At 71.4% G+C, this 23,280-nt stretch carries 22 protein-coding genes and 1 riboswitch; of the genes, 11 read left to right on the top strand and 11 right to left on the bottom strand.

The genetic code is table 11. The annotated features are described in order from the left end of the window. Positions 1–38 precede the first annotated feature (38 nt). Complete coding sequence (locus tag EHO50_RS24340; RefSeq protein WP_425472251.1) at positions 39–599, bottom strand: phosphatase PAP2 family protein; 561 nt, start codon at positions 597–599, stop codon at positions 39–41. Positions 600–732: 133 nt separating this feature from the next. Between EHO50_RS24340 and dprE1 the strand changes: the two genes are divergently transcribed. Together dprE1 and dprE2 are read left to right on the top strand one after the other, a co-directional pair. After that, positions 733–2,088 carry a decaprenylphosphoryl-beta-D-ribose oxidase gene (gene dprE1 / locus EHO50_RS24335; protein ID WP_128433280.1) on the top strand — a complete coding sequence of 452 codons (1,356 nt, stop codon included), beginning with the start codon at positions 733–735 and terminating at the stop codon, positions 2,086–2,088. Positions 2,089–2,191: 103 nt separating this feature from the next. Next, a complete protein-coding gene (gene dprE2, locus EHO50_RS24330; RefSeq protein ID WP_128433279.1) occupies positions 2,192–2,947 on the top strand; it encodes a decaprenylphospho-beta-D-erythro-pentofuranosid-2-ulose 2-reductase in 756 nt (251 codons plus the stop codon). Between the two features lie 125 nt (positions 2,948–3,072). On the opposite strand, the gene EHO50_RS24325 is transcribed toward dprE2, so the two are convergent. Further along, a complete protein-coding gene (locus tag EHO50_RS24325; RefSeq protein ID WP_128433278.1) occupies positions 3,073–3,651 on the bottom strand; it encodes a 2'-5' RNA ligase family protein in 579 nt (192 codons plus the stop codon). A 125-nt stretch (positions 3,652–3,776) separates the two neighbouring features. Then, a complete protein-coding gene (gene trpS / locus EHO50_RS24320) occupies positions 3,777–4,790 on the bottom strand; it encodes a tryptophan--tRNA ligase (RefSeq protein WP_128433277.1) in 1,014 nt (337 codons plus the stop codon). A gap of 142 nt (positions 4,791–4,932) precedes the next feature. Between trpS and EHO50_RS24315 the strand changes: the two genes are divergently transcribed. The 4 genes from EHO50_RS24315 (at position 4,933) to EHO50_RS24300 (ending at position 8,155) form a co-directional block, all read left to right on the top strand. After that, positions 4,933–5,493 (top strand): RNA polymerase sigma factor, encoded by a 561-nt coding sequence (locus tag EHO50_RS24315; protein WP_128433276.1) that lies wholly within the window; start codon positions 4,933–4,935, stop codon positions 5,491–5,493. Next, positions 5,480–6,421, top strand: coding sequence for a hypothetical protein (locus EHO50_RS24310; RefSeq protein ID WP_246101380.1), 942 nt, complete (start codon positions 5,480–5,482; stop codon positions 6,419–6,421). Before EHO50_RS24315 ends, EHO50_RS24310 begins: the two co-directional genes overlap by 14 nt. Before the next feature lie 376 nt (positions 6,422–6,797). Then, positions 6,798–7,439, top strand: a complete 642-nt coding sequence (locus tag EHO50_RS24305) for a hypothetical protein (protein ID WP_246101377.1) — start codon at positions 6,798–6,800, stop codon at positions 7,437–7,439. Then, positions 7,436–8,155, top strand: a complete 720-nt coding sequence (locus tag EHO50_RS24300; RefSeq protein ID WP_246101375.1) for a hypothetical protein — start codon at positions 7,436–7,438, stop codon at positions 8,153–8,155. The genes EHO50_RS24305 and EHO50_RS24300 overlap by 4 nt, the downstream gene beginning before the upstream one ends. Positions 8,156–8,180: 25 nt before the next feature. Here EHO50_RS24300 and EHO50_RS24295 read toward each other — a convergent pair whose 3' ends face one another. Further along, positions 8,181–9,629 (bottom strand): glycine hydroxymethyltransferase, encoded by a 1,449-nt coding sequence (locus tag EHO50_RS24295; protein WP_128433275.1) that lies wholly within the window; start codon positions 9,627–9,629, stop codon positions 8,181–8,183. A 31-nt stretch (positions 9,630–9,660) separates the two neighbouring features. Beyond that, a riboswitch (ZMP/ZTP riboswitch) is annotated at positions 9,661–9,757 on the bottom strand. A 162-nt stretch (positions 9,758–9,919) separates the two neighbouring features. Between EHO50_RS24295 and rocD the strand changes: the two genes are divergently transcribed. After that, entirely contained in the window at positions 9,920–11,167 is a 1,248-nt protein-coding gene (gene rocD, locus EHO50_RS24290) for an ornithine--oxo-acid transaminase (RefSeq protein ID WP_128433274.1), read from the top strand. Positions 11,168–11,386: 219 nt separating this feature from the next. Here the strand turns inward: rocD and EHO50_RS24285 are convergent, their stop codons facing one another. Both EHO50_RS24285 and EHO50_RS24280 read right to left on the bottom strand, forming a co-directional pair. Next, on the bottom strand, positions 11,387–12,571 hold the full coding sequence (locus EHO50_RS24285; protein WP_128433273.1) for a glutathionylspermidine synthase family protein: 1,185 nt from the start codon (positions 12,569–12,571) through the stop codon (positions 11,387–11,389). Between the two features lie 16 nt (positions 12,572–12,587). Continuing rightward, positions 12,588–12,944 carry a hypothetical protein gene (locus tag EHO50_RS24280; protein WP_128433272.1) on the bottom strand — a complete coding sequence of 119 codons (357 nt, stop codon included), beginning with the start codon at positions 12,942–12,944 and terminating at the stop codon, positions 12,588–12,590. A gap of 135 nt (positions 12,945–13,079) precedes the next feature. On the opposite strand from EHO50_RS24280, the gene EHO50_RS24275 reads away from it, so the two are divergent. Further along, positions 13,080–13,940 carry a DMT family protein gene (locus EHO50_RS24275; RefSeq protein WP_128433503.1) on the top strand — a complete coding sequence of 287 codons (861 nt, stop codon included), beginning with the start codon at positions 13,080–13,082 and terminating at the stop codon, positions 13,938–13,940. A gap of 322 nt (positions 13,941–14,262) precedes the next feature. Here EHO50_RS24275 and pdxR read toward each other — a convergent pair whose 3' ends face one another. Further along, a complete protein-coding gene (gene pdxR / locus EHO50_RS24270; RefSeq protein WP_128433271.1) occupies positions 14,263–15,708 on the bottom strand; it encodes a MocR-like pyridoxine biosynthesis transcription factor PdxR in 1,446 nt (481 codons plus the stop codon). A gap of 47 nt (positions 15,709–15,755) precedes the next feature. On the opposite strand from pdxR, the gene EHO50_RS24265 reads away from it, so the two are divergent. Genes EHO50_RS24265 through EHO50_RS24255 form a run of 3 tightly spaced genes read left to right on the top strand, consistent with a single transcriptional unit; the run spans position 15,756 to position 17,556 of the window. Further along, positions 15,756–16,355, top strand: a complete 600-nt coding sequence (locus EHO50_RS24265) for a carboxymuconolactone decarboxylase family protein (protein WP_128433270.1) — start codon at positions 15,756–15,758, stop codon at positions 16,353–16,355. Positions 16,356–16,369: 14 nt separating this feature from the next. Beyond that, positions 16,370–16,813 carry a carboxymuconolactone decarboxylase family protein gene (locus EHO50_RS24260; RefSeq protein ID WP_281288240.1) on the top strand — a complete coding sequence of 148 codons (444 nt, stop codon included), beginning with the start codon at positions 16,370–16,372 and terminating at the stop codon, positions 16,811–16,813. Further along, positions 16,810–17,556 carry an isocitrate lyase/PEP mutase family protein gene (locus EHO50_RS24255; RefSeq protein ID WP_128433269.1) on the top strand — a complete coding sequence of 249 codons (747 nt, stop codon included), beginning with the start codon at positions 16,810–16,812 and terminating at the stop codon, positions 17,554–17,556. The genes EHO50_RS24260 and EHO50_RS24255 overlap by 4 nt, the downstream gene beginning before the upstream one ends. A gap of 4 nt (positions 17,557–17,560) precedes the next feature. On the opposite strand, the gene EHO50_RS24250 is transcribed toward EHO50_RS24255, so the two are convergent. The 4 genes from EHO50_RS24250 to EHO50_RS24235 are packed head-to-tail and all read right to left on the bottom strand — an operon-like array spanning position 17,561 to position 23,241. After that, entirely contained in the window at positions 17,561–18,541 is a 981-nt protein-coding gene (locus EHO50_RS24250) for an ABC transporter substrate-binding protein (protein WP_128433268.1), read from the bottom strand. 1 nt (position 18,542) lies between these two features. Continuing rightward, positions 18,543–20,492 (bottom strand): ABC transporter permease, encoded by a 1,950-nt coding sequence (locus EHO50_RS24245; protein ID WP_128433267.1) that lies wholly within the window; start codon positions 20,490–20,492, stop codon positions 18,543–18,545. Next, a complete protein-coding gene (locus EHO50_RS24240; protein ID WP_246101373.1) occupies positions 20,492–21,709 on the bottom strand; it encodes a betaine/proline/choline family ABC transporter ATP-binding protein in 1,218 nt (405 codons plus the stop codon). The genes EHO50_RS24245 and EHO50_RS24240 overlap by 1 nt, the downstream gene beginning before the upstream one ends. Then, positions 21,709–23,241, bottom strand: a complete 1,533-nt coding sequence (locus EHO50_RS24235) for a GMC family oxidoreductase (RefSeq protein WP_128433266.1) — start codon at positions 23,239–23,241, stop codon at positions 21,709–21,711. Before EHO50_RS24235 ends, EHO50_RS24240 begins: the two co-directional genes overlap by 1 nt. Between the last annotated feature and the right edge of the window lie 39 nt (positions 23,242–23,280).

Here is a 23,280-nt window from a genome sequence, read left to right as displayed (position 1 = left end):
CCTCCGTGGTGTGCGCGGCACTCGTGAGGCGCGCTGCCTCAGTCACGGGCGCTCCCCCTCCTCATCCAGCCCGCCCCGGCGCACGCCGTGAGCGCCCCCAGGGCCGCGCCCGCCGCCACGTCCGAGGGGTAGTGCACGCCTACGACCAGGCGTGACACGCACATCGCGGCGGCGAGCGGCGGGATCACATACGCGCCGAGCGCGCCGTAGGCGACGGCGGCCGCCGCTGCGGAGGTCGCATGGGAGCTGGGGAAGGAGTGTCGGCCGGCGGTATGCACGAGGGGTGTGACGTGCGCCGGGCGCGGGCGGCGCACCAGCCTTTTCACACCCATGCTGACGAGGTGCGCCCCCGCGGTGAGCGCCGTGCCGCGCAACCAGGCGCCGCGTCGCCCCCTGTCCACGGCGGCCCCCGCGAGGCCCGCCGCCAGCCACAGCGCGCCGTGCTCGCCGGCCCAGGACAGGGCGCGCGCGGCGGTGGCGACGCGGGGGTCGCGGCCGCGGGCGTGGAACGCCGAAAGGATCCGGTGTTCGGTGCCCCGAAGGCTCCGTCGGTCCGTGCCCCCGCGGCTTCGGTGGTCCATGTCGTCGAGGCGGTCCATGTGGACTCACTGTTCACGTCCACCTCGCCATAACTACGAACATATTGGGCGACATCCCATTAATCACCCATTTTGGGGAGACAGGGGATGTTTCAGAACTAGTAGTCCATATAGGGGCGCTACGGTCGCGGACATGCCTGCCGACACCGTCTCCGTCACGGGATGGGGCCGCACCGCCCCCACCACCGCCCGTCTGATCCGCCCACGGACGTACGAGGAGGCCGCGGCAGCCGTTCGGGGCTGTGGGGCCCGCGGGGGCATCCCGAGGGGCCTGGGGCGGGCGTACGGGGACGCGGCGCAGAACGCCGGGGGCGCGGTGCTCGACATGACGGGCCTGGACCGCGTCCACGCGATCGACGCCGACGGCGGCACCGTGCTGTGCGACTCGGGTGTCTCCCTGCACCGGCTGATGGAAGTGCTGCTGCCGCTCGGCTGGTTCGTGCCGGTGACGCCCGGCACCCGCTATGTGACGGTCGGCGGAGCGATCGGCGCCGACATCCACGGCAAGAACCACCACGTCTCGGGCTCCTTCTCCCGCCACGTCCTGTCCCTGGAGCTCCTCACCGCCGACGGCGAGATCCGCACCGTCCGCCGCGGCACACCCCTGTTCGACGCCACCACCGGCGGCATGGGCCTGACCGGCGTGATCCTGACCGCGACGGTCCAACTCCAGCCGGTGGAGACCTCGCTGATGTCGGTCGACACGGAACGCGCGCGGGACCTCGACGACCTGATGGCACGCCTGGTCGCCACCGACGAGCACTACCGCTACTCGGTCGCGTGGATCGACCTGCTGGCGCGCGGCGCGGCGACGGGCCGCGCGGTGCTCACGCGCGGCGACCACGCGCCCCTGGAGGCGCTGCGTGAAGGCACGCGCGCGCGTAGAGAGCCGCTCGCCTTCCGCCCCTCCCGCCTGCCCGCCGCGCCCGCCTTCCTGCCGGAAGGACTGCTGAGCCGCCGGACGGTCGGCTGGTTCAACGAGCTCTGGTACCGCAAGGCTCCACGCGCGCGTACCGGCGAACTGCAGAGGCTCTCCGCCTTCTTCCACCCGCTGGACGGCGTCCCCCACTGGAACCGGATCTACGGCCGGGGCGGCTTCGTGCAGTACCAGTTCGTCGTCGGACACGGCCAGGAGGACGCCCTGCGCCGGATCGTGCGGCGCATCTCCGAGCACCGCTGCCCGTCCTTCCTGGCCGTCCTCAAGCGTTTCGGAGACGCCGATCCCGGCTGGCTCTCCTTCCCCGTCCCCGGCTGGACGCTGGCCCTGGACATCCCGGCCGGCCTGCCCGGCCTCGCCGCTCTCCTCGACGAGCTGGACGAGGAGGTGGCCACGGCAGGCGGGCGGGTCTACCTCGCCAAGGACTCCCGGCTACGGCCCGACCTGCTCGCCGCGATGTACCCCCGCCTGCACGACTTCCGCGCGCTGCGCGCGGAGCTCGACCCGCGCGGGGTGTTCGTGTCGGACCTGGCCCGCCGCCTCGGCCTTTAGAACTCTCGGACCCTCAGATCTCTCGAACCCTCAGATCTCTCGAACCCTCAGATTCCTCGGCCCCTCAGATCCCTCGGACTCTCAGATCCCTCTAGGAGCTGTCGTGAAGGACGCCTTCGGCATCCCCCAGTCCCTGCTCGTCCTCGGCGGTACGTCCGAGATCGCGCTGGCCACCGCACGCCGCCTGATCGCGCGCCGTACCCGCACGGTCTGGCTGGCGGGCCGTCCGTCGCCCGCCCTTGAGCAGTCCGCGGCCGAGCTGCGCGCCCTGGGTGCCGACGTGCACACCGTGGCCTTCGACGCGCTCGACCCCGAGTCCCACGAGGCGGTGCTCGGCAAGGTCTTCGCGGAGGGCGACATCGACATGGTGCTCCTCGCCTTCGGAGTCCTCGGCGACCAGGCGCGCGACGAGCGTGAGCCGCTGAACGCGGTACGCGTCGCCCAGACCAACTACACGGGCGCCGTGTCGGCGAGCCTGGTCAGCGCCGGCGCCCTCCAGTCCCAGGGCCACGGCTCGCTCGTCGTCCTCTCCTCGGTCGCCGGTGAGCGGGCCCGCCGCGCCAACTTCATCTACGGCTCCAGCAAGGCCGGCCTCGACGCCTTCTCCCAGGGCCTGGGCGACGCACTGCATGGAACGGGCGTGCACGTCATGGTCGTACGCCCCGGATTCGTACGCTCGAAGATGACCACCGGCCTGGCGGAAGCCCCCTTCGCGACCACCCCGGAGGCGGTCGCGACGGCCATCGAAGTGGGCCTGCGCCGACGCTCGGAGACGGTGTGGGTCCCGGGCGCGCTCCGACTGGTGATGTCGGCACTGCGGCATGCGCCGCGCGGGCTGTTCCGCCGCCTACCGATCTGAAGCGCCCAGGGGGCGCGAGGCTGTGTCCAAATGCGGCTCCGCGGCGCGGGCGCGACCAACCACAACGGCGAGGCAGACGCTCGACGGCAAACCGTGGCACCCCACTCGCGGCCCGACCAGCGGAGCTAACTCGCCGGGATGGACCCGTGCTCCACATGGCCCGCCTGCGGCGGAACCACCGTGCCCCCGAAGGTGAAGTCCTTCAGCTTGCGCCACACGCCGTCGGCGCCCTGTTCGTAGAGGGCGAAGCCGGTGCAGGGCCATCCGGCCTGGTAGTCGGCCAGTTCTTCGAAGGCGCGGTCCATCGACTCGTCGTCGATTCCGTGCGCGACCGTGACATGCGGGTGGTACGGGAACTGCAGTTCGCGTGCCACGGGCCCAGAGGCGTCACGGACCTGCTTCTGCAGCCAGGTGCAGGCCTCGGCGCCCTCGACGACCTGGACGAAGACGACGGGTGAGAGGGGCCGGAAGGTGCCGGTGCCGGACAGCCGCATGGGGAAGGCACGGCCGGCGGCCGCGACCTCGACGAGGTGGTCCTCGATCGCGGGCAGCAGCGAGGCGTCGACCTCTGTCGGCGGCAGCAGCGTGACGTGCGTGGGGATGCCGTGAGCCGCGGCGTCGCCGAAGCCCGCGCGCCGCTCCTGGAGCAGGCTGCCGTGAGGCTCCGGGACCGCGATCGACACGCCGATCGTTACGGTCCCCACGTCATCTCCTGTCGTCTGTTGGTGAGCGTGAGTGGCCGCCGTGGCAGCCACTCGGCTATCGACTGTACGGCTACGGCCGGGCTGCGGGCAGGCGCAACCGTAGTGATATGCAGCGCTGTACGGGCTCAGTGCTTCGCGGGCAGGAAGCCCACCCTGTCGTACGCCTGGGAGAGCGTCTCCGCGGCGACGGCGCGCGCCTTCTCCGCGCCCTTGGCCAGGATCGAGTCCAGCGTCTCCGGGTCGTCCAGATACTGCTGGGTGCGCTCCCGGAAGGGCGTCACGAACTCGACCATGACCTCGGCGAGGTCCGTCTTGAGCGCACCGTAGCCCTTGCCGTCGTACTTCTGCTCCAGTTCCGCGATTCCCGTCCCCGTGAGGGTCGAGTAGATCGTGAGCAGGTTGCTGACGCCCGGCTTGTTCTCGACGTCGTAGCGGATGACGGTGTCGGTGTCGGTGACCGCGCTCTTGACCTTCTTGGCGGTGGTCTTGGGTTCGTCGAGAAGGTTGATGAGGCCCTTCGGCGTGGACGCCGACTTGCTCATCTTGATCGACGGGTCCTGAAGGTCGTAGATCTTCGCCGTCTCCTTGAGGATGTACGGCTTCGGGACGGTGAAGGTCTGGCCGAAGCGGCCGTTGAAGCGCTCGGCGAGGTCGCGCGTGAGCTCGATGTGCTGGCGCTGGTCCTCGCCGACAGGCACCTCGTTGGCCTGGTACAGCAGGATGTCCGCGACCTGCAGGATCGGGTACGTGAACAGGCCGACCGACGCCCGCTCGGCGCCCTGCTTGGCGGACTTGTCCTTGAACTGGGTCATGCGGGACGCCTCGCCGAAGCCGGTGAAGCAGTTCATGACCCAGGCGAGCTGGGCGTGCTCGGGGACGTGGCTCTGGACGAACAGCGTGCAGTGCTCGGGGTCGAGTCCGGCGGCGAGGAGCTGTGCGGCGGCCAGGCGGGTGTTGGCGCGCAGCTCCTTCGGGTCCTGCGGGACCGTGATCGCGTGCAGGTCGACGACCATGTAGAACGCGTCGTGGGTCTCCTGCAGCGCCACCCACTGGCGGACGGCACCGAGGTAGTTGCCGAGGTGGAACGAGCCTGCGGTGGGCTGAATTCCGGAGAGCACGCGGGGTCGATCAGAGGCCATGCTCACCATTCTCTCAGGTGTCGGGGGCCGATCCGGAACCGCTCGGAAACAGATGTGACACAGCTGGGAACCGATCCGGTCCGAGCGGTGTACCAAGAGTGTGAAAACGCGGGAGGGGGGCCGCATCGACGATGAGGCCGCGGTGATCGCACGCGTACGAGCCGGGGAGCCGGAGGCGTACGCGCAGCTGGTGCGGGCTCATACGGGCATCGCGCTCAGGGCGGCCGCCGCGCTCGGGGCGGGTGCGGACGCGGAGGACGTGGTGCAGCAGGCCTTCGTCAAGGCGTACTGCTCGCTGGGCCGGTTCAAGGACGGCGCGGCGTTCAAGCCATGGCTGCTGTCCATCGTGGCCAATGAGACGAGGAACACAGTGCGCACGGCGGCCCGCCAGCGCACCCTCGCCGGGCGCGAGGCGGCGTTCGTGGAGGCACAGCCGCTGATACCGGAATCGGCGGACCCGGCGGTGGCCGCACTGGAGATAGAGCGCCGCGCCGCCCTGCAGGCCGCGCTGGAAAAGCTGAGCGAGGAGCACCGCCTGGTCGTCACCTACCGCTATCTCCTGGAGATGGACGAGTCCGAGACGGCCCAGGCCCTGGGCTGGCCCCGGGGCACGGTGAAATCCCGGCTGAACCGCGCGCTGCGGAAGCTGGGGCGCTTGCTGCCGGATTTTCAGCCTCGGGAAGGGGGTGATGAGCGTGAGTGACGGCACCGGGTCCGGCGAAGGCGCCGATCGGAATGGTCTGCGCGCCGGCGGCGGAGGCGCGGGTGATCGCGGTCGGCGTTCGGACGCGACACAGCTGCCGGAGGAGCTGCGGGCACTCGGGCGTTCCCTGGACGCGCCGGGTGCGGCGGACGGCGCCGAGACGATGGTCGAGCGGGTACTGGGGCAGATACTCGCCGAGCGGCTGCCCGTGCCGGTGGCCGAGCCGCCGGGTCCGGCCGAGCGGCTGCGGGCGGTGCGACGCTGGACCCAGGTCCGGTGGCGTTCGCTGACCGCGGCGCTGTGCGGCCTGCTTACGGTGCTCGCGCTCACGCCCCCGGTGCGGGCAGCGGTCCTCGACTGGTTCGACTTCGCCGGTGTCGAGGTGCGGTACGACCCGTCGGCCGTGCCCTCCCCCGGCGCCGAGGTGCCCGGCTGCGGCCGCCCGGTGTCGCTCGCCCAGGCCGAGCGCCGGGCCGGGTTCGAGCCGCTGGTGCCTGAGGAGCTCGGCATGCCGGACACGGTCGCGGTGACGGGTGAACCGCCGGGACGGTTCTTGGTGAGCCTGTGCTGGCGTGAGGACGGGCGCACGATACGGCTGGACCAGCGGCGGGCGAACCTGGACATCGGCTTCACCAAGACCGTGCGCGAACCGCCGGAATGGATCTCCCTGGACCCCCACACCCCGGACGGCGCCACCTCCGACCCGGCCCTGTGGTTCCCCCGACCGCACCTGCTGACGTTCTGGCTGGTGGACACCGGCGGGGAGCGCTACGCGCGCGAGGAACGGACGGCGGGGGCGACGCTGCTGTGGGCCCACAGGGCCGAGGGCGAGCCGGTGACGCTGCGGCTGGAAGGGGTGGCGTCGAAGGAGCGGGCGGTGGAGATCGCGCGGTCGCTGGAGAGGCCGTCCGAGGAGCCATCGAGGTAGTCGGTCCCGACGGGGCCTGTCCGACGGGGCCACTCCGAAGGGGGCCAGACCGGAGGAGGCCGGTCCGGAAATAGTCGGAGTGGGATGGGAACCCAGGCGGGTCGGGCGGTGTACCAGAAGTGACATTGCGGCTCGGGGACGGGCCGCACGGGGATCGCTTGGCTCGGGGGTTCGGATGTGCGGACATGAGGTCGGCCGCTGGGGGGACCGATTGCGGGGGCAGGGGCTCGGCTGCTCGGGAGGCGGATCGCGCGGGCACGGGGCCGGTTGGAGGGGTAGGTGCCGTGAACTGGCAGCGCTGACAGGGGCGTTGGTGGCGGCCCTGGCCCTCCTGGTGTGGGGTGCGGCGCCCGCGTCGGCCGGAGGACCGACAAGCGTGCTCCTGGTCTCACCGGAGAGCACGGAGACGGCAGCGCTCTACTACTCCGACAGGGAGTACGGAGAGCTGGAGCAGCTGCTCGGCACAGCGGGCAAGGGCACCCGTGACAAGCCGCCCGAGGCAGGCCTGACTGTGGCCCGCCAGATCAACATCACGTGGATGGTCCATGACGTGACGCCGTGGCGCCTGGACCGGGTCTACCCGGTCGACAAGGGACAGGACGTCTGGATACACACAGCGGCGAACCTGGACAGCACGACGAACGGCACCTGGCACCGCGCCGATCATCCGTCCCAGCTGCGCGCCCTGCTCAAGAAGCTGGGCCTGATGGGCAAGGTCTCGGGCGGGGGAACGGCTGCGATCTTCCCGCCGGGGTGGCAGGAGGGCGGGGCGGACGATGCCGCGAAGGACTCCTCCGACCTCACGACCGACGCTGCGGACAAGGCGACCGGGGCGTCCCCTGCCCGGTCGGGGTCGGGGTCGGGGTCGGGTGACGGCACTGACTGGTGGTGGGCGGTGCCCGGCGCGGCGGCCGGAGCGGTGCTCGCGCTGGTACTACGCCCCTTCGCCACCCGGCTGCTGCCGTTGGACCGTCTGCGGGGTGAGCCGGGGCCGAGGCAGGAGCTGCGGGACGCATGAGGGCCGGTCTGGGTGGATCCGTACGGCTCGCGGTACTGCTCGCACCGGTGGCGGCAGCGCTGGTCCTGTCCGGCCCCGCGCCGAGCGCCGCAGCAGCGCCGACGCAGGGCGGGGACGTACCCGACGTGGCGATGGTCGTCGCGGGCGGCACGGGACGGACGACGGCGTTGCGCTCCGGCGAGTCGGCCTTCGCCCGCCTGTGGCAGCTGTTGCAGCCGACATACGTCGGTACGGAGCGGGTGGCGGAGGACTGGGTCGAGGGACGTCATCCGCCGATGCGGATCACCGTGGTCTGGGGACTGACCGAGGTCGGCGGCTGGCCGCGGACGAACCGGCCTCCGGGAGGGGACGTGGCCGTTCAGCGGCAGGACCAGCTGTTCGTGACCGCGGACGGCACACCCTGGGTGCGCTCGGATCTCGCACCGGAAGTGGAGGACGACGACATCCGCTGGCATCGGGCGCCGCGCTCGGTCTTCGAGCGGCTGGACCTGGCGGGGCTGCTCGGTGAGACGGAGGACGGGCTGGTCGAGGTCGCTGCCGCCGGGGACCGGCCCGGCCCGGTGATGGGTGATCCCGGGTGGGCGGTGGCAGGGCTGGTCGTCGGGGTCGCGACCGGCGTCGGCGGGACGCTGCTGATACGCCGCGCGGCGGCCCGGCCGGGAGCCGGACCGCCGCGGGAGGAGCCACGACAGGAGTTGATCGACCTGGACGTGTGAGGTCCCTGGCGCTTTGGTGCGGCTGTCAGCCGAGGTCGATCTCCGGGTACAGCGGGAAGCCGGCCACGAGGTCGGTGGCGCGGTGGGAGATCTCGTCGGCGACCTTCGGGTCGAGGACGTGCTGGGCCTTGGACGGGGCGCCCTTGCTGGTGGTGCCGGGCTCGGTGGTGGTCAGGACGCGGTCGATGAGGGCGGCGACCTCGTCCATCTCGGCGGTGCCCAGGCCACGGGTGGTCAGGGCAGGGGTGCCGATGCGGATGCCGGAGGTGTACCAGGCGCCGTTGGGGTCGGCGGGGATGGCGTTGCGGTTGGTGACGATTCCGGATTCGAGGAGCGCGGCCTCGGCCTGGCGGCCGGTGAGGCCGTAGGAGGAGGCGACGTCGATCAGGTTCAGGTGGTTGTCCGTGCCGCCGGTCACGAGGGTCGCGCCCCGGCGCATCAGGCCTTCCGCCAGCGCCCGGGAGTTGTCGACGATGCGCTGGGCGTAGTCGCGGAAGGACTCCTGGCGGGCCTCGGCGAGGGCGACGGCCTTGGCGGCCATGACGTGCGGGAGCGGGCCGCCGAGGACCATCGGGCAGCCGCGGTCGACCTGGTCCTTGAGGGAGTCGTCGCACAGGACCATGCCGCCGCGCGGGCCGCGCAGCGACTTGTGGGTGGTGGTGGTGACGATCTGGGCGTGCGGGACCGGGTCGAAGTCGCCGGTGAGGACCTTGCCGGCGACGAGACCGGCGAAGTGGGCCATGTCGACCATGAGCGTGGCGCCGACCTCGTCGGCGATCTCGCGCATGATCCGGAAGTTCACGAGACGGGGGTAGGCGGAGTAGCCGGCGACGATGATCAGCGGCTTGAACTCGCGGGCGGAGGTGCGCAGCGCCTCGTAGTCGATCAGGCCCGTGGCGGGGTCGGTGCCGTAGGAGCGCTGGTCGAACATCTTGCCGGAGATGTTCGGGCGGAAGCCGTGGGTGAGGTGGCCGCCGGCGTCCAGGGACATGCCGAGCATGCGCTGGTTGCCGAAGGCCTGGCGGAGCTCGGCCCAGTCGGCCTCGGAGAGGTCGTTGACCTGGCGGACGCCGGCCTTCTCCAGGGCGGGGGCCTCGACGCGGGCGGCGAGGACGGACCAGAAGGCGACGAGGTTGGCGTCGATGCCGGAGTGGGGCTGGACGTAGGCGTGGCGGGCGCCGAAGAGCTCCTTGGCGTGCTCGGCGGCGAGGGACTCGACGGTGTCGACGTTGCGGCAGCCGGCGTAGAAGCGGCGGCCGATGGTGCCCTCGGCGTACTTGTCGCTGAACCAGTTACCCATCGCCAGGAGGGTGGCCGGGGAGGCGTAGTTCTCGGAGGCGATCAGTTTGAGCATCTCGCGCTGGTCGGCGACCTCCTGGCCGATGGCATCGGCCACGCGCGGCTCGACGGCGCGGATCACGTCGAGGGCGGCACGGAAGGCGGTGGACTCGTTGGAGAGGGGCTCGGCTGACATGGGGACCTCCGGACGTCGTGTGCAGCGATCACGGTACGGCCCAGGCGCACGGCACTCGGTCTGGACTCGGTCCAGGGGCCGCTCCCCGATGGTTGGTCCATCCCAGCGCGCCAGTCACGGCCCGTCGATCAGCCTACCGGGCGCGCCGATGTCGCATGGTCCCGCGTCCACCATGCGAGCAACGATAGGAAGGGGCCGCAAAGCACTCGTACGGCCGGAAATGGACAGTGGCCACGAGCCTCGTGACTGGCGGAGCACGAGCCCTCGTGGTGGCGGAAACGGAGAGCCCCGTGAGTACGTCGAGCACCACCGAATCCCTGATCGCCGCGGTCGACGCGCACAGCGCGCACAACTATCACCCGTTGCCGGTCGTGGTGGCGACGGCGGACGGGGCCTGGATGACGGATGTGGAGGGGCGGCGGTATCTGGATCTGCTGGCCGGGTATTCGGCGCTCAACTTCGGGCACTGCAATCGCCGGATCGTTCAGGCGGCGAAGGCGCAGCTGGAGCGGGTGACGTTGACGTCGCGGGCGTTTCATCACGACCGGTTCGCGGCGTTCTGCGAGCAGCTCGCCGAGCTGTGCGGGATGGAGATGGTGTTGCCGATGAACACGGGGGCGGAGGCGGTGGAGACGGCGGTGAAGACCGCCCGGAAGTGGGGGTACCGGGTCAAGGGCGTGCCGGCGGAGATGGCCAAGATCGTCGTCGCGGGCAACAACTTCCACGGCCGTACGACGACGATCATCAGCTTCTCCACCGACCCGGAGGCGCGGGCGGACTTCGGGCCGTACACGCCGGGCTTCGAGATCGTGCCGTACGGGGATCTGACGGCGATGCGGGATGCGCTGACGGAGAACACCGTGGCCGTGTTGCTGGAGCCGATCCAGGGCGAGGCGGGGGTTCTCGTGCCGCCGGCCGGCTATCTGCCGGCGGTGCGGGAGCTGACGCGGGAGCGGAACGTGCTGTTCGTGGCGGACGAGATCCAGTCGGGGCTGGGGCGCACGGGTCGTACCTTCGCGTGCGAGCACGAGGGGGTGGTGCCGGATGTGTACGTGCTCGGCAAGGCGCTCGGGGGCGGGATCGTGCCGGTGTCGGCGGTGGTGTCCAGCGCCGCGGTGCTCGGGGTGTTCCAGCCCGGGGAGCACGGGTCGACCTTCGGTGGGAATCCGCTGGCCTGTGCGGTGGCGCTGGAGGTGATCGCGATGCTGCGGACGGGCGAGTTCCAGGCGCGGGCGGCGGAGCTGGGCGAGCATCTGCACCGGGAGCTGGGGCTGTTGGCGGGGACGGGGCGGGTGACGGCGGTTCGGGGGCGCGGTCTGTGGGCCGGGGTCGACATCGCCCGTGCCTACGGCTCGGGGCGGGAGGTGTCCGAGAAGCTGATGGACCGGGGGGTGCTGGTGAAGGACACCCTCCCCCACAGCCTCAAGGGCGCGAGCGGTGCCCCCACGGCGACGATCCGCATCGCGCCACCGCTGGTGATCGGGAAGGAGGATCTGGACTGGGGGCTTGCGCAGTTGCGGGGCGTGCTCGGGATGTGAGCCGACTCGGCTTCGTGACGCGGGTTCGGGGCGGAGGGTGGCGTCACGCCGGGTGAGCTGCCGGGTGCGGTTTCCGTCGTATGCGGATGGCCGGGTGGTCGGCGTCGGCGTGATGCTGGAGATCTGCCGGCAGGGTCGTGGACGGTGGTTCGGGGGAGCCGGGCCGGGCGGCGGCATCGGGTGCGCCGGCCCGGGCGACTCGCCCTCGGGGTGGGGCCGTTACAGGATCACGTGGGGCAGGAAGCGTGCGTACTCGTCGGTGATCAGGCCGGACGACTCGCGGATGCCGAGGCCCGCCGACTCGTCCTCGACGACCCATGCGCCGAGGACGACGTGGTTGCCGTCGAAGGCGGGGAGCGGGGCCAACTGCTGGTAGCAGCAGGGCTCATCGCGGACTACTGCCTCGGCGCCGGGTTCGTGGATGGTCACGCCGGCGCCTTCCCGGCCCAGCAGGGGCTTGGCGACGTAGCCGGTCGTGCTCGCCAGTTCCCTCGGGCCGTCGAGATATGCGGGCAGGAGGTTCGGGTGGTCCGGGTAGAGCTCCCAGAGGATGGCCAGGAGGGCCTTGTTGCTGAGGAGCATCTTCCAGGCGGGTTCGATCCAGAGGGTCGTGCCCGTGCCGCCGCCGTTGTCGAGGGTGTCGAGGACGTGGTCGGCGAAGCGGTCGGTGGTGAGCCACTCCCAGGGGTAGAGCTTGAAGCAGCTGCGGATGAAGCGGAGTTGGTTGTCGACGAAGCGGCCCGAGAGGCGGTCCCAGCCGATCTCCTCCATGGAGATCCAGCTGGTGTCCAGGCCCGCCTGCTCCGCGGTCTCCTTCAGATAGGCGACCGTCATCATGTCCTCGCCGAGTTCGTCGGCGGAGGAGTAGGCGAAGTAGAGGGGGTTGCCGGGCGGGAGCAGGGCGGACTGCTTCTTCCAGGCGGCGACGAGGCGTTCGTGGAGGGAGTTCCACTGGTCGGCGCCGGGGAAGCGCTCCTCCATCCAGAACCACTGGGGCGAGGCGGCCTCGACCAGTGAGGTGGGGGTGTCGGCGTTGTACTCGAGGAGCTTCGCCGGGCCGGTGCCGTCGTAGTGGAGGTCGAAGCGGCCGTAGACGGAGGGGAGTTCGGCGCGCCGGCGCCAAGCCTCGGCGACCGCGTCCGCGACGCGCGGGTCGGTGATGCCGAGGTCGGCGAAGCGGCGGGAGACGACGAGGTGTTCGGCCGCCGTGAGGCACATGCGGTGGAGTTCCTCGACGACCTCCTCCAGCGCCTCGACCTCCGGGAGCGAGAACACATAGTGGGCGCTCTCGTCCCAGTACGGGCGCAGGGAATTGTCGGGGTGGCGGGTGAGGGGGTAGATGAGCCCCTGTTCCTCGACGGTCTGCTGCCAGCCGGGGCGGGGTTCGATCGTGCGGCGCTCCATGTGTACGGGGTCCTGCTCAGCCGCCGCTGCTGCCCGAGCCCGAGCAGCCGAAGCCGCCTCGGTCGACGGCCTCGCTGCGGCTGAAGGTGCCGAAGTCGGCGCGGCCGTCGTCGGTGTCGGCGTCGTAGTACCAGGCGGCGTCGGAGCTGCTGGACTTCTTCCGCTTGCTGCCCTTGGCGTACGACGAGCTCGAACTGGTGCCGGACGTGCAGTTCTTGTCCGCGATGATCTTGTAGCCCTCGTAGGTGTAGCTGTCGCGGTCGACGCAGCGGCGGTCGGGTTCCGAGCCGCAGGAGGTCAGGGCCGCCGCTATGACTCCCATGCCGCCGAGCACGACCGTGCTCGAGCGCAGCCTGCGTCGCGTTTCCGCCATTCGTGTCTCCCCCGTCTGGTGGTTCGTTCCCGCCTGGTTGTTCGTTCGGCGGACAGCCTAGAGATCGTTGTGCGGGCGGCTGTCGGGGGGCCTGCCCTTCTCCCCCTCCCCTACAGTCGCTTTGTGTTGTTTGGGATGGTGTGTGCGCTGGGTGCGGCGGTCTGTTTCGGTACGGCCACCGTCTTGCAGGCGATGGCCGCGCGGGCTGCGGGCGCTCAGGGAGGCGGGGGCGGCGAGGCGGGGGTGTTGCTGCGGGCGCTGCGGCAGTGGCGGTATCTGGCCGGGCTGGCGCTGGACGGGCTCGGGTTCGTGTTGCAGGTCGTCGCGCTGCGGTCGATTCCGATCTACGCCGTCGGGGCCGCGTTGGCGTCCAGTCTCGCCGTGACGGCGGTGGTCGCGGCGCGGTTGCTGCGGGTGCGGTTGAGCCCGGGTGAGTGGGGTGCGGTGGGGGTGGTGTGTGCCGGGCTGGCGATGCTGGGGCTGGCGTCCGGGACGGAGGGGGATCGGGCGGGGTCGGACGCGCTGAGGTTCGCGATGCTCGGGGTGGCCGTGGGGGTGCTGGTGGTGGGGCTGGCGGGTGGGCTGCTGCCGGAGCGGGGGCGGGGGTTGGTGCTCGGGCTGGCGGCCGGGTTCGGGTTCGGGGTGGTGGAGGTGGCGGTGCGGCTGATCGACTCGGTCGCGGTGTCGGAGGTGCTGGTGAATCCGGCGACGTATGCGCTGCTGTTGGGGGGTGGGGCGGCGTTTTTGGCGCTGACGTCGGCGTTGCAGCGGGGGGCTGTGACGGTGGCGACGGCGGCGATGGTGATCGGGGAGACGGTCGGGCCGGCGGTGGTGGGGGTGGTGTGGCTGGGGGATCGTACGCGGGACGGGTTGGCTTGGCTGGCTGTGTTGGGGTTTGTGGTGGCTGTGGCGGGGGCGGTGGTGTTGGCGCGGTTCGGGGAGGCGCCGGTTGCCTCCGGCGGTGAGGTCGAGGGGCGGGGGGCTGCTGTGCGGTGACGGTTCGTCGTGGTTGCGGTCCGGGTGGATTCGCCCCCGCCGCCCCTACCCGTCCCGTCCTTGAAGGGGCTCCGCCCCTTCGCCCCCGCCGGGGGCGAAGCCCCCTGGACCCCCATCGGCCCTGAACGGGCCTCGTCCTCAAACGCCGGACAGGCTGGATGATGCCGGCCGGCGCCGGGAAGTAGCCGCCGCCGCAGTGAGGCAGAGCCCCCGCGGGTGGGCGGGGGATCGGGATGGCCGTACTCGTCCTCACACGCCGGACGCGCTCGAATGCCTGACCTACGCCGGGAAGTGACCGCCCCCTTCGCAGGCCGTAGTGCTCTCACGGCAACGCCCTGCACAGCGCCTCCAATGCGCCCGCCCACGCGTGGTCCGGTGGTGTGCCGTAGCCCACGACCAGGGCGTCCACTGGCTGCGTGATGGCGGCCTCGTGGCGGTAGAAGGTGAGGCCGTGGAGGGCGAGGCCCTGCCAGTTCGCCGCCTGGACCACTGACTGTTCCGTGCCGGGTGGGAGGCGCAGGACGGCGTGGAGGCCGGCGGCGATGCCGGTGACCTGGAGGTGGGGGGCGTGTGTGGCCAGGGCTCGCACCAGGGCGTCTCTGCGGCGGCGGTAGCGCAGGCGGGCGGCGCGGACATGGCGGTCGTAGGCGCCGGACGTGAGGAACTCCGCCAGGGTCAACTGATCCAGGGCCCCGCAGGTGTCCACGCCGCCCTTCGCCGCCGTCACCTCCTCCACCAACGTCGGCGGCAGCACCATCCAGGCCAGGCGCAGGCCGGGGGCGAGGGACTTGCTGGCCGTGCCCAGGTAGACGACGTGGTCGGGGTCCAGGCCTTGCAGCGCGCCGACCGGCTGGCGGTCGTAGCGGAACTCGCCGTCGTAGTCGTCCTCCAGGACCAGCCCGCCGGTGCGGCGCGCCCAGTCCACCACCGTCGCCCGGCGGTCGCGGTGCAGGGGTACGCCCATGGGGAACTGGTGGGCGGGGGTCAGCAGGACCGCGCCCACGTCAGGGGACTGCGTCTGGCGCGTCGACTCCGCCTCGCGCGTCATCTCCGCATCTCGCGTCAACTCCGTTGGATTCGTGCCGAGTTCGTCGAAGGGGAGCGGGACCGTCTCCAGACCGGCCGCCGTCAGCTGCTTCCAGTGCGGCACCAAGCCGTACGACTCCACCGCGACCCTCTCCACCCCGCGCGCCCGCAACACCTTGCCGAGCAGCTGCAGTCCGTGCACGAAACCCGCGCACACCACGATGCGTTCGGGGTCGGCGCGCACGCCCCGCGCGCGGGACAGGTAGCCGGCGAGAGCGGTGCGCAGTTCGGCGCGGCCGCGCGGGTCGCCGTAGCCGAGGGCCTGGTTCGGGGCGGCGAGGAAGGCGCGACGGGCCGCCTTGAGCCACTCCGTGCGGGGGAAGGCGGCGAGGTCGGGGGTGCCGGGGACCAGGTCGTAGGCGGGGCGGGGGCGCTCTCGCGGGGAGAGGGCGGTCGTCGTGCCCGTCGGCGGGGTCACCGTGCGGTCGGCCACCCGGGTGACCGAGCCCTGGCGGGCGGTGAGCCAGCCCTCGGCGACCAGTTCGGCGTAGGCCTCGGCGACCGTGTTGCGCGCAATGCCGAGGTCGGCGGCGAGGGAGCGGGAGGAGGGCAGCCGGGTGCCCGGAGCGAGGCGGCCGGTGCGGACCGCGTCACGCAGGGCGTCGGTCAGGCCCCGGCGCAGGCCCGGGCCAGTCGGTTCCAGGTGGAGGTCGATGCCCAGAGTGGCCCAAGGTTTTGCCATGAAAGTGGACCATACTCCTGGGCTGCTTCGTTCCTAGGGTCGAGATCATGACCACGATCGACAGCACCGCGACCGCCCCGACCGCCCCGACCCCCACGACGACCGACACAAACGGCGCAAACGGCACAAATGGCGCAGCCGACACAATCGTCACGAGCGCCACTGCAGTGGAGTACGCGCCCGAGCACCCCTCCCGGCTGCGCTGGGCCGAGCATGCCCCCGACGTCTACAAGGCGATGATCCGGCTCGACGCTGCCGCTCGGAAGGGGCTCGAACCGAAGCTGTACGAGCTGGTCAAGATCCGTGCGTCGCAGATCAACCACTGCGCGTTCTGCCTGGACATGCACACCAAGGACGCGCTCGCGGCGGGCGAGAGCGTCGAGCGGATCGTGCAGCTCGCCGCCTGGGAGGAGTCCGCGCACTTCTACACCCCGAAGGAGCTCGCGGCGATCGAGCTGACGGAGGCGGTGACCGTACTGACGGACGGGTTCGTGCCCGACGAGGTGTACGACCGCGCCGCCGCGCACTTCGAGGAGGCCGAGCTGGCGCAGCTCATCGCCGCGATCACGGTGATCAACGCGTGGAACCGGTTCGGGGTGACCTGCCGTATGACTCCGGGGCACTACCAGCCGGGGCAGCACCAGTGACCCGTACGGCACCAGTGACCCGTACGAATCTCCTCGACCGTGAGGTCGGGCAGGCCATGTCGGCCGTCAGTGCCGCCGCGAAGGCGGGCCTCGGCGACCCCGCGCTCGCCGAGCTCGTCGTGATCCGGGCCTCGCAGCTCAACCACTGTGCCTTCTGCCTGGACATGCATCTCGCCCTCGCCCGCAAGCACGGCGTGAGCGAGAAGCAGCTCGACCTGCTGGCCGCCTGGGAGGAGGCCGGGGACGTCTTCAGCGAGCGGGAGCGGGCCGCGCTCGCGCTGGCCGAGGCCGTCACCGTCCTCACGGAGGGCTTTGTGCCCGACGACGTGTACGACCGTGCCGCCGCGCACTTCGACGCCGTCCCGCTCGCCCATCTCATCGGGCTGGTCGTCGCCATCAACAACTGGAACCGGGTGATGGTCACCCGCCGCATTCCACCTGGGGGATACACACCGTGACCAAGATCGAGGCCTTCCGCGCGCTGCATCGACGAAAGGCGCCCGGCGACCCGCTCGTCCTGCCCGGACCCTGGGACGCCGCGAGCGCCCGCGTCTTCGTCGAGGCCGGGTTCCCGGCGCTCGCCACACCGAGTGCGGGTGTCGCCGCATCCCTCGGGTACGAGGACGGGCAGACCCCGGCCGACGAGATGTTCGCGGCGGTCGCGCGGATCGTCCGGGCGGTCGACGTGCCGGTGTCGGCGGACATCGAGGGCGGGTACGGGATCGCGCCGAAGGAGCTGGTGGACAGGCTGCTGGAGACGGGTGCCGTGGGGTGCAACCTGGAGGACTCCGAGGACGGGACGCTCAAGGACCCGCGGGCGCACGCCGACTGGCTCGCCGAGGTGCGGCACGCGGCCGCCGACCGGCTCTTCGTCAACGCCCGGATCGACACCTTCATCCGGGCACACGGTGGCGCCGGCCCCAAGCAGGCCATGGAACAAGCCGCCGAACGGGCCATCGAGCGGGCCGCGTTGTACGTCGCCGCGGGCGCCGACTGCGTGTATCCGATCGGTGCCCCCACCGACGTACTGCCGCTACTGCGGTCCGGGATCCAGGGGCCGATCAATGTGCACGGCACCGTGACCGGTGGCCCCTCGCCCGCCGAACTCGGCGAACTCGGGGCCACCCGGATCACGTTCGGGCCGGGGCTCCAGCGCAGGGCCGCCGAGGCGCTGCGCGAGATCACCGCGCACCTCGGCTAGCGGCTCAGGACAGCCACGCCTTCCACGTGGACTCGTGGCTGTCCACCCACTTCTTCGCCGCCTCCTCCGGCGACAGCTTCTGCTCGGCGATCATCAGGGAGACCTCGTTCTGGTCCTCGGTCGTCCACTTGAACTTCTTCAGCAGGGCCGCCGCCTCCCCGCCGGTCTTGGCGAAGTCCGAGTTGAGGTACTTCTGCAGCGGGGTGTGCGGATAGGCGCAGGCGACCTTCTTCGGGTCGGCGTCGCAGCCCTCCTTGTACGCCGGCAGCTTCACCTCGGTCATGGGGACCTTCTTGAACAGCCACTGCGGCTCGTACCAGTACGTCAGGAAGGGCTTCTTCTCCTTGGCGAACTGTTTGATCTGCGTGATCTGCGCGGCCTCCGAACCGGCGAACACCACCTGGTAGTCCAGGTCCAGATTGCTCACCAGCGCCTTGTCGTTGGTGACGTAGGAGGGCGAGCCGTCCATCAGCTGGCCCTTGCCACCGCTCTCGGCGGTGCGCATCCGGTCGGCGTACTTGTTCAGGTTCTTCCAGTCGGTGACGTCCGGGTGCTGCTCGGCGAAGTACGTCGGGACGTACCAGCCGATGTGCCCGGTGACCCCGAGGTCGCCGCCGGGCACGATCGTCTTCTTGTCCTTGACGTACCGCTGCTCCTCCTCGGGGTGGCCCCAGTCCTCCATGAGCGCGTCGACGCGGCCCTGGCTGAGCGCGTCCCAGGCGGGGACCTCGTCGATCTGGACGGTGTCGACGCGGTAGCCGAGCTTGTGCTCCAGGAGGTACTGGGCGACGGCCACGTTGGCCTGCGCGCCGACCCAGGACTGGACGGACAGGGTCACGGTCTTGGCGCCCTGCGCGTTGGCGAACGGCGAGGCCTGCTTGGTCATGTCGGCGGCGCCGCAGCCGGTGAGCAGCAGAAGCGAGGACACGCCGGCCACTACGGCAGTCGTACGGAAATGGCCACGGACAGGTTTGCGAAGTCGCATGTCACGCTCCCTTCTTCGCGCGGCGTTCCGTCGGCTGGGTCACCCGGTCGAGCATCAGGCCCAGGCAGACGATCGCCGCGCCGGCCACCAGACCGGTCGCGAGGTCGCCCTGGGCGAGGCCGGCGACGACCTCGTAGCCGAGCGCGCCACCGCCGACCAGGCCGCCGATGATGACGACGGCGAGGACCAGGACGACGCCCTGGTTGACGGCGAGCAGCAGCGCCGGGCGGGCGAGCGGGAGTTGGACCTGGCGCAGCTGCTGGGCGGGCGTCGCGCCGAGCGAGCGGGCCGACTCCAGGGCGGCCGGGTCGACCTGGCGCAGGCCCTGGGTGGTGATGCGGACGACGGCGGGCAGGGCGTAGACGACGGCTGCCGCGACGGCCGGGGCGCGGCCCACGCCGAACAGCGCGACCACCGGGATCAGGTACACGAACTGCGGCATCGTCTGGAAGACGTCCAGGACGGGCCGCAGCAGGCGTTCGACCCGGTCGCTGCGCGCCGCCGCGATGCCGGTCGCGAAGCCCAGGACCAGGGTGACGGCGACGGCCGCCAGCACCTGGGAGAGGGTGTCGAGCGACGGAGTCCACACGCCCAGGACGCCGATCGCGGCCATGGCGAGCACGGCGGTCAGCGCGGTGCGCCAGGTGCCGATCAGCCAGGCGAGGGCGGCGACGATCAGCAGGACCGACCACCGGGGCAGCCACTGCAGGGTGTCGCGCACGGGGTCGAGGACCCAGGTGGTGAAGTGGGCCGCCCAGTCGGCGGTGCCGCCGATGACGGGGACGCCGGAGTAGAGGTGGTCGGTCATCCAGTCGACGGCGCGGTTGACCGGCTGGGCGATGTTCAGGGCCCAGGCGTCGGGCCAGTCGAGGCGTCCCGCCAGCCGCCCGGCGACGGCTACGGCCACGGCGGCGACCAGGGCGTACAGCCAGCGTGCCCGGCCGCCCGGCCGCGGCTCGTCACCGAGCGCCTCCCCCGCCGCGCCGGTCACCCGGTCCAGTACGACGGCGAGCAGCACGATCGGGATACCGGCCGCGAGTGCCGCGCCCACGTCCACGGACCCCAGCGCCTGGTAGACGCGGTCACCGAGGCCGCCCGCGCCGATGACCGACGCGATGACCGCCATGGACAGCGCCATCATGATCGTCTGGTTGAGGCCGAGGAGGAGCTCCTTGCGGGCCAGCGGGATGCGGGCGGTCAGCAGGCGCTGCCGCGCGGTGGTGCCGAGCGACTCGACCGCCTCCAGCACCTCCTTGTCGGCGCCGCGCAGGCCGAGGGCGGTGAGCCGGGCCATCGGCGGGGCGGCATAGACGACGGTGGCCAGGACGGCCGCGGGGACGCCCATGCCGAAGACCAGGACGACGGGGAGCAGGTAGGCGTACGCCGGGAGCACCTGCATGGTGTCCAGGACGGGGCGCAGGATTTTGTCCATACGGTCGGAGAGACCGGCGGCGAGACCGAGCAGCGCGCCCACGGCGACCGACGCGAGGACCGCGACGACCATGAGCGCGAGGGTCTGCATGGTCGGGATCCACATGCCGAGGAACCCGCAGGCCAGGAAGGCGATCCCGGTGCCCGCGGCGAGTCTGAAGCCGGCGACGCGCCAGGCGACGAGGGACGCGGCTGCGGTGACGCCGGCCCAGCCGGCCGCGAGCAGCACCAGGTACACGGCGCGTACGCAGAGCACGACCGCGTTGCTGATGTGCCCGAAGAAGTAGAGGAACAGCGGGTGGCTGTCCCGGTTGTCGATGATCCAGACGCTGGCCTTGGTGAGCGGCTCGGTGAAGTCGACGGTCAGCGCGGCGGGCCAGGTGCCGCTCGCCCAGCGGGCGTCGGCCAGCGGTACGAGGATCGCGGCGACGAGGGCGAGCAGCAGGAGCTTGCGGATGCCGGGGCGTTTGAGGACGCCGGGAACCGCGATACGAGGGGCGGCAGTGGTGACGGTGGCCATCACGCCACCTCCTTGCTCTTCCCTGCCCCCGCTACGGCACCCTGCTCCGTCCCCGCCACGACGCCGAGGAGGCGTTCGTGGTCGACCACCCCCAGACAACGTGCCCCGTCCATGACCCGGGCCGGGGCCCCGGTACGTGCCACGGCCTCGATCGCCTCCGACACCGTCGCGTCCGGCGCCAGAGCCGGACCGCTGCCCGCCTCGTCCGCCGACGCGGTCCGCATGGCCGTACGCACGGTCATGACCTGCTCGCGCGGGACGTCGCGGACGAACTCGCGGACGTAGTCGTCGGCAGGCGAGCCCACGATCTCCTCGGGGGTGCCCAGCTGGACCACGCGGCCGTCGCGCATCAGGGCGATACGGTCGCCCAGCTTGAGCGCCTCGCTCAGGTCATGGGTGATGAAGACCATGGTGCGGCCCTCCTCGCGGTGCAGGCGGACGACCTCCTCCTGCATGTCCCGCCGGATCAGCGGGTCGAGCGCGCTGAAGGGCTCGTCGAAGAGCAGGACCTCGGGGTCCACCGCCAGCGCCCGGGCGAGGCCCACACGCTGGCGCTGACCGCCGGACAGCTGGCCCGGCCTGCGGTGCTCCATGCCCTCCAGGCCGACCTTGGCCACCACCTCGGCGGCCCGCTCGCGGCGCTCCGCCTTGCCGACGCCCTGGATCTCCAGGCCGTAGGCCACGTTGTCGAGGACCGTGCGGTGCGGCAGCAGGCCGAAGTGCTGGAAGACCATCGCGGCGCGGTGCCGGCGCAGTTCGCGCAGGCGGGTCTTGTCCATGGCGCGCACGTCCTCGCCGTCGATGGCGATGGTGCCCGCCGTCGGCTCGATCAGCCGGGTCAGACAGCGCACCAGCGTGGACTTGCCGGAGCCGGACAGGCCCATGACGACGAAGACCTCGCCCTTGCGGACGTCGAAGGAGACGTCCCGGACCGCCGCCGTGCAGCCCGTGCGCGTGCGCAGCTCGGCCGGCGCGAGCGCGGCCAGCTCGGGGTCGGCGGGGACGCGGTGCGCCTTGGGGCCGAAGACCTTCCACAGGCCCTCGACGGAGAAGACCGGCGCGGTCGGGGGCTTGCGGGTCTCGGGCGTCGAGGTCCCGGGGGTCGAGACCTCGAGTATCGAATTCTCGGGCGTCGAGGTCCCGGACGTCGAGGTCTCAGGCGTAGAAGTCTCGGGCGTAGAAGTCTCGTTCGTAGTGTTCTGAGGCGTCGTACTCATCACGCCTCACCTCCCATCAGGTCCACGGCCTTCTCCCCGACCATGAGCACCCCGATCATCGGGTTCACGGCGGTCATCGTCGGGAAGACGGAGGCGTCCGCGATACGGATGCCCTCCAAGCCGCGGATCCTCAACTGCGGGTCCACGACGGCCAGTTCGTCGTCGGCGGCGCCCATACGGCAGGTGCCCGCCGGGTGGTACACGGTGTGCGCGACCTTGCGCGCGTACTCGCTCAGCTCCTCGTCGTCCGTGACGTCCGGGCCGGGGCACACCTCGCGCTTGAGCCAGCTCGCCAGCGGTTCGGTGGCGGCGATCTCGCGGGCGATACGGATGCCGTCGACCAGCGTCCTGCCGTCGTAGTCGTCCTCGTCGGTGAAGTAGCGGAAGTCGAGGGCGGGCTTCACGGCCGGGTCGGCGCTGGTCAGGTACAGCCGGCCGCGGCTCTTGGGCTTGGGGATGTTCGGGGTCATGGACACCCCGAACTCCGGCCGCTCGTAGCCCAGTCGCTCGGGGTTGTCCGTGAAGGGGATCTGGTAGAAGTGGAACATCAGGTCGGGGCCCTGGTGTTCGGGGTCGCGGCGGACGAACAGGCCCGCGTCGGAGTCCATCGCCGAGTTCTCGGGTATCGGGCCGTGGGTCTCCCAGACGATCACCGACTCGGGGTGGTCGAGCAGGTTCTCGCCGACGCCCGGCAGGTCGTGGACCACGGGTATGCCCAGCTGGGTGAGGTCCTCCTTGGGGCCGATGCCGGAGTGCATCAGCAGGCGGGGCGTGTCGACGGCGCCCGCGGACAGGACGACCTCGCGCCGGGCGCGGATCAGCAGCTCCTCGCCGTCCTTGGTGCGCACGTGCACGCCCTCGGCGCGGGTGCCGTCGAGCTCCAGCTTGTACGCCCAGGTCTCCAGCAGGATGGTGAGGTTCTCGCGCTCGTCCATCACCGGGTGCAGATACGCCACCGACGCCGAGGAACGCTTGTTGTTCTCGGGGTGGTAGGCGAGGTCGAAGAAGCCGACGCCCTCGGTGAAGGGCTGCTTGTTGAAGCCTTCGACGCGCGGCACGTCCAGCGCGCCCTGCGCCGCGTCGACGAAGTCACGGGCGATGGCGTTCCGGTCCTGCTCGTCGACCGGGACGATGTTGTTCTTCAGCCGGGCGAAGTACGCCTCCATCGGCACCGCGCCCCAGCCCTTGGCGCCGGCCGCCTCCCACTCGTCCCAGTCGGACGGCAGCGGCTTGAAGGCGATCAGGGTGTTGTGGCTCGAACACCCGCCGAGGACACGGGCGCGGCTGTGCCGGATGTGCGAGTTGCCGCGGGGCTGCTCGGTGGTCGGGTAGTCGTAGTCCAGCTCGCCGCCGAGCAGGCCCATCCAGCGGCGCAGGGTCAGCACGTCGTCGCGGCCGACGTCGCTGGGGCCGCCCTCGATGACGGCGACGGTGACATCCGGGTTCTCGGTGAGGCGGGAGGCGATGACGGAGCCTGCGGTGCCGCCGCCGATGACGACGTAGTCGTACGTGTGGGGGGTGGTGTCGGGCATGGGGTGGTACTCCAGGGTGGTTCGGGCTGGACGGGCTTA

The sequence above is a fragment of the Streptomyces cyaneus genome (assembly GCF_004028635.1).
In the GTDB taxonomy this organism is placed as follows: domain Bacteria; phylum Actinomycetota; class Actinomycetes; order Streptomycetales; family Streptomycetaceae; genus Streptomyces; species Streptomyces cyaneus.
The sequence above is the reverse complement of the archived record's forward strand: the minus strand, read 5'-3'. Positions and strand labels throughout refer to the sequence as shown.

Excerpts from the sequence above, each read along its gene's own strand:
- EHO50_RS24275 (WP_128433503.1), top strand. The coding sequence starts at position 13,080 with ATGGTGTGTGCGCTGGGTGCGGCGGTCTGTTTCGGTACGGCCACCGTC.
- EHO50_RS24250 (WP_128433268.1), bottom strand. The coding sequence starts at position 18,541 with ATGCGACTTCGCAAACCTGTCCGTGGCCATTTCCGTACGACTGCCGTA.
- EHO50_RS24280 (WP_128433272.1), bottom strand. The coding sequence starts at position 12,944 with ATGGCGGAAACGCGACGCAGGCTGCGCTCGAGCACGGTCGTGCTCGGC.
- EHO50_RS24310 (WP_246101380.1), top strand. The coding sequence starts at position 5,480 with ATGAGCGTGAGTGACGGCACCGGGTCCGGCGAAGGCGCCGATCGGAAT.
- EHO50_RS24295 (WP_128433275.1), bottom strand. The coding sequence starts at position 9,629 with ATGTCAGCCGAGCCCCTCTCCAACGAGTCCACCGCCTTCCGTGCCGCC.
- trpS (WP_128433277.1), bottom strand. The coding sequence starts at position 4,790 with ATGGCCTCTGATCGACCCCGCGTGCTCTCCGGAATTCAGCCCACCGCA.
- dprE1 (WP_128433280.1), top strand. The coding sequence starts at position 733 with ATGCCTGCCGACACCGTCTCCGTCACGGGATGGGGCCGCACCGCCCCC.
- EHO50_RS24245 (WP_128433267.1), bottom strand. The coding sequence starts at position 20,492 with ATGGCCACCGTCACCACTGCCGCCCCTCGTATCGCGGTTCCCGGCGTC.
- EHO50_RS24240 (WP_246101373.1), bottom strand. The coding sequence starts at position 21,709 with ATGAGTACGACGCCTCAGAACACTACGAACGAGACTTCTACGCCCGAG.
- pdxR (WP_128433271.1), bottom strand. The coding sequence starts at position 15,708 with ATGGCAAAACCTTGGGCCACTCTGGGCATCGACCTCCACCTGGAACCG.
- EHO50_RS24265 (WP_128433270.1), top strand. The coding sequence starts at position 15,756 with ATGACCACGATCGACAGCACCGCGACCGCCCCGACCGCCCCGACCCCC.
- EHO50_RS24300 (WP_246101375.1), top strand. The coding sequence starts at position 7,436 with ATGAGGGCCGGTCTGGGTGGATCCGTACGGCTCGCGGTACTGCTCGCA.
- EHO50_RS24235 (WP_128433266.1), bottom strand. The coding sequence starts at position 23,241 with ATGCCCGACACCACCCCCCACACGTACGACTACGTCGTCATCGGCGGC.
- EHO50_RS24340 (WP_425472251.1), bottom strand. The coding sequence starts at position 599 with ATGGACCGCCTCGACGACATGGACCACCGAAGCCGCGGGGGCACGGAC.
- EHO50_RS24285 (WP_128433273.1), bottom strand. The coding sequence starts at position 12,571 with ATGGAGCGCCGCACGATCGAACCCCGCCCCGGCTGGCAGCAGACCGTC.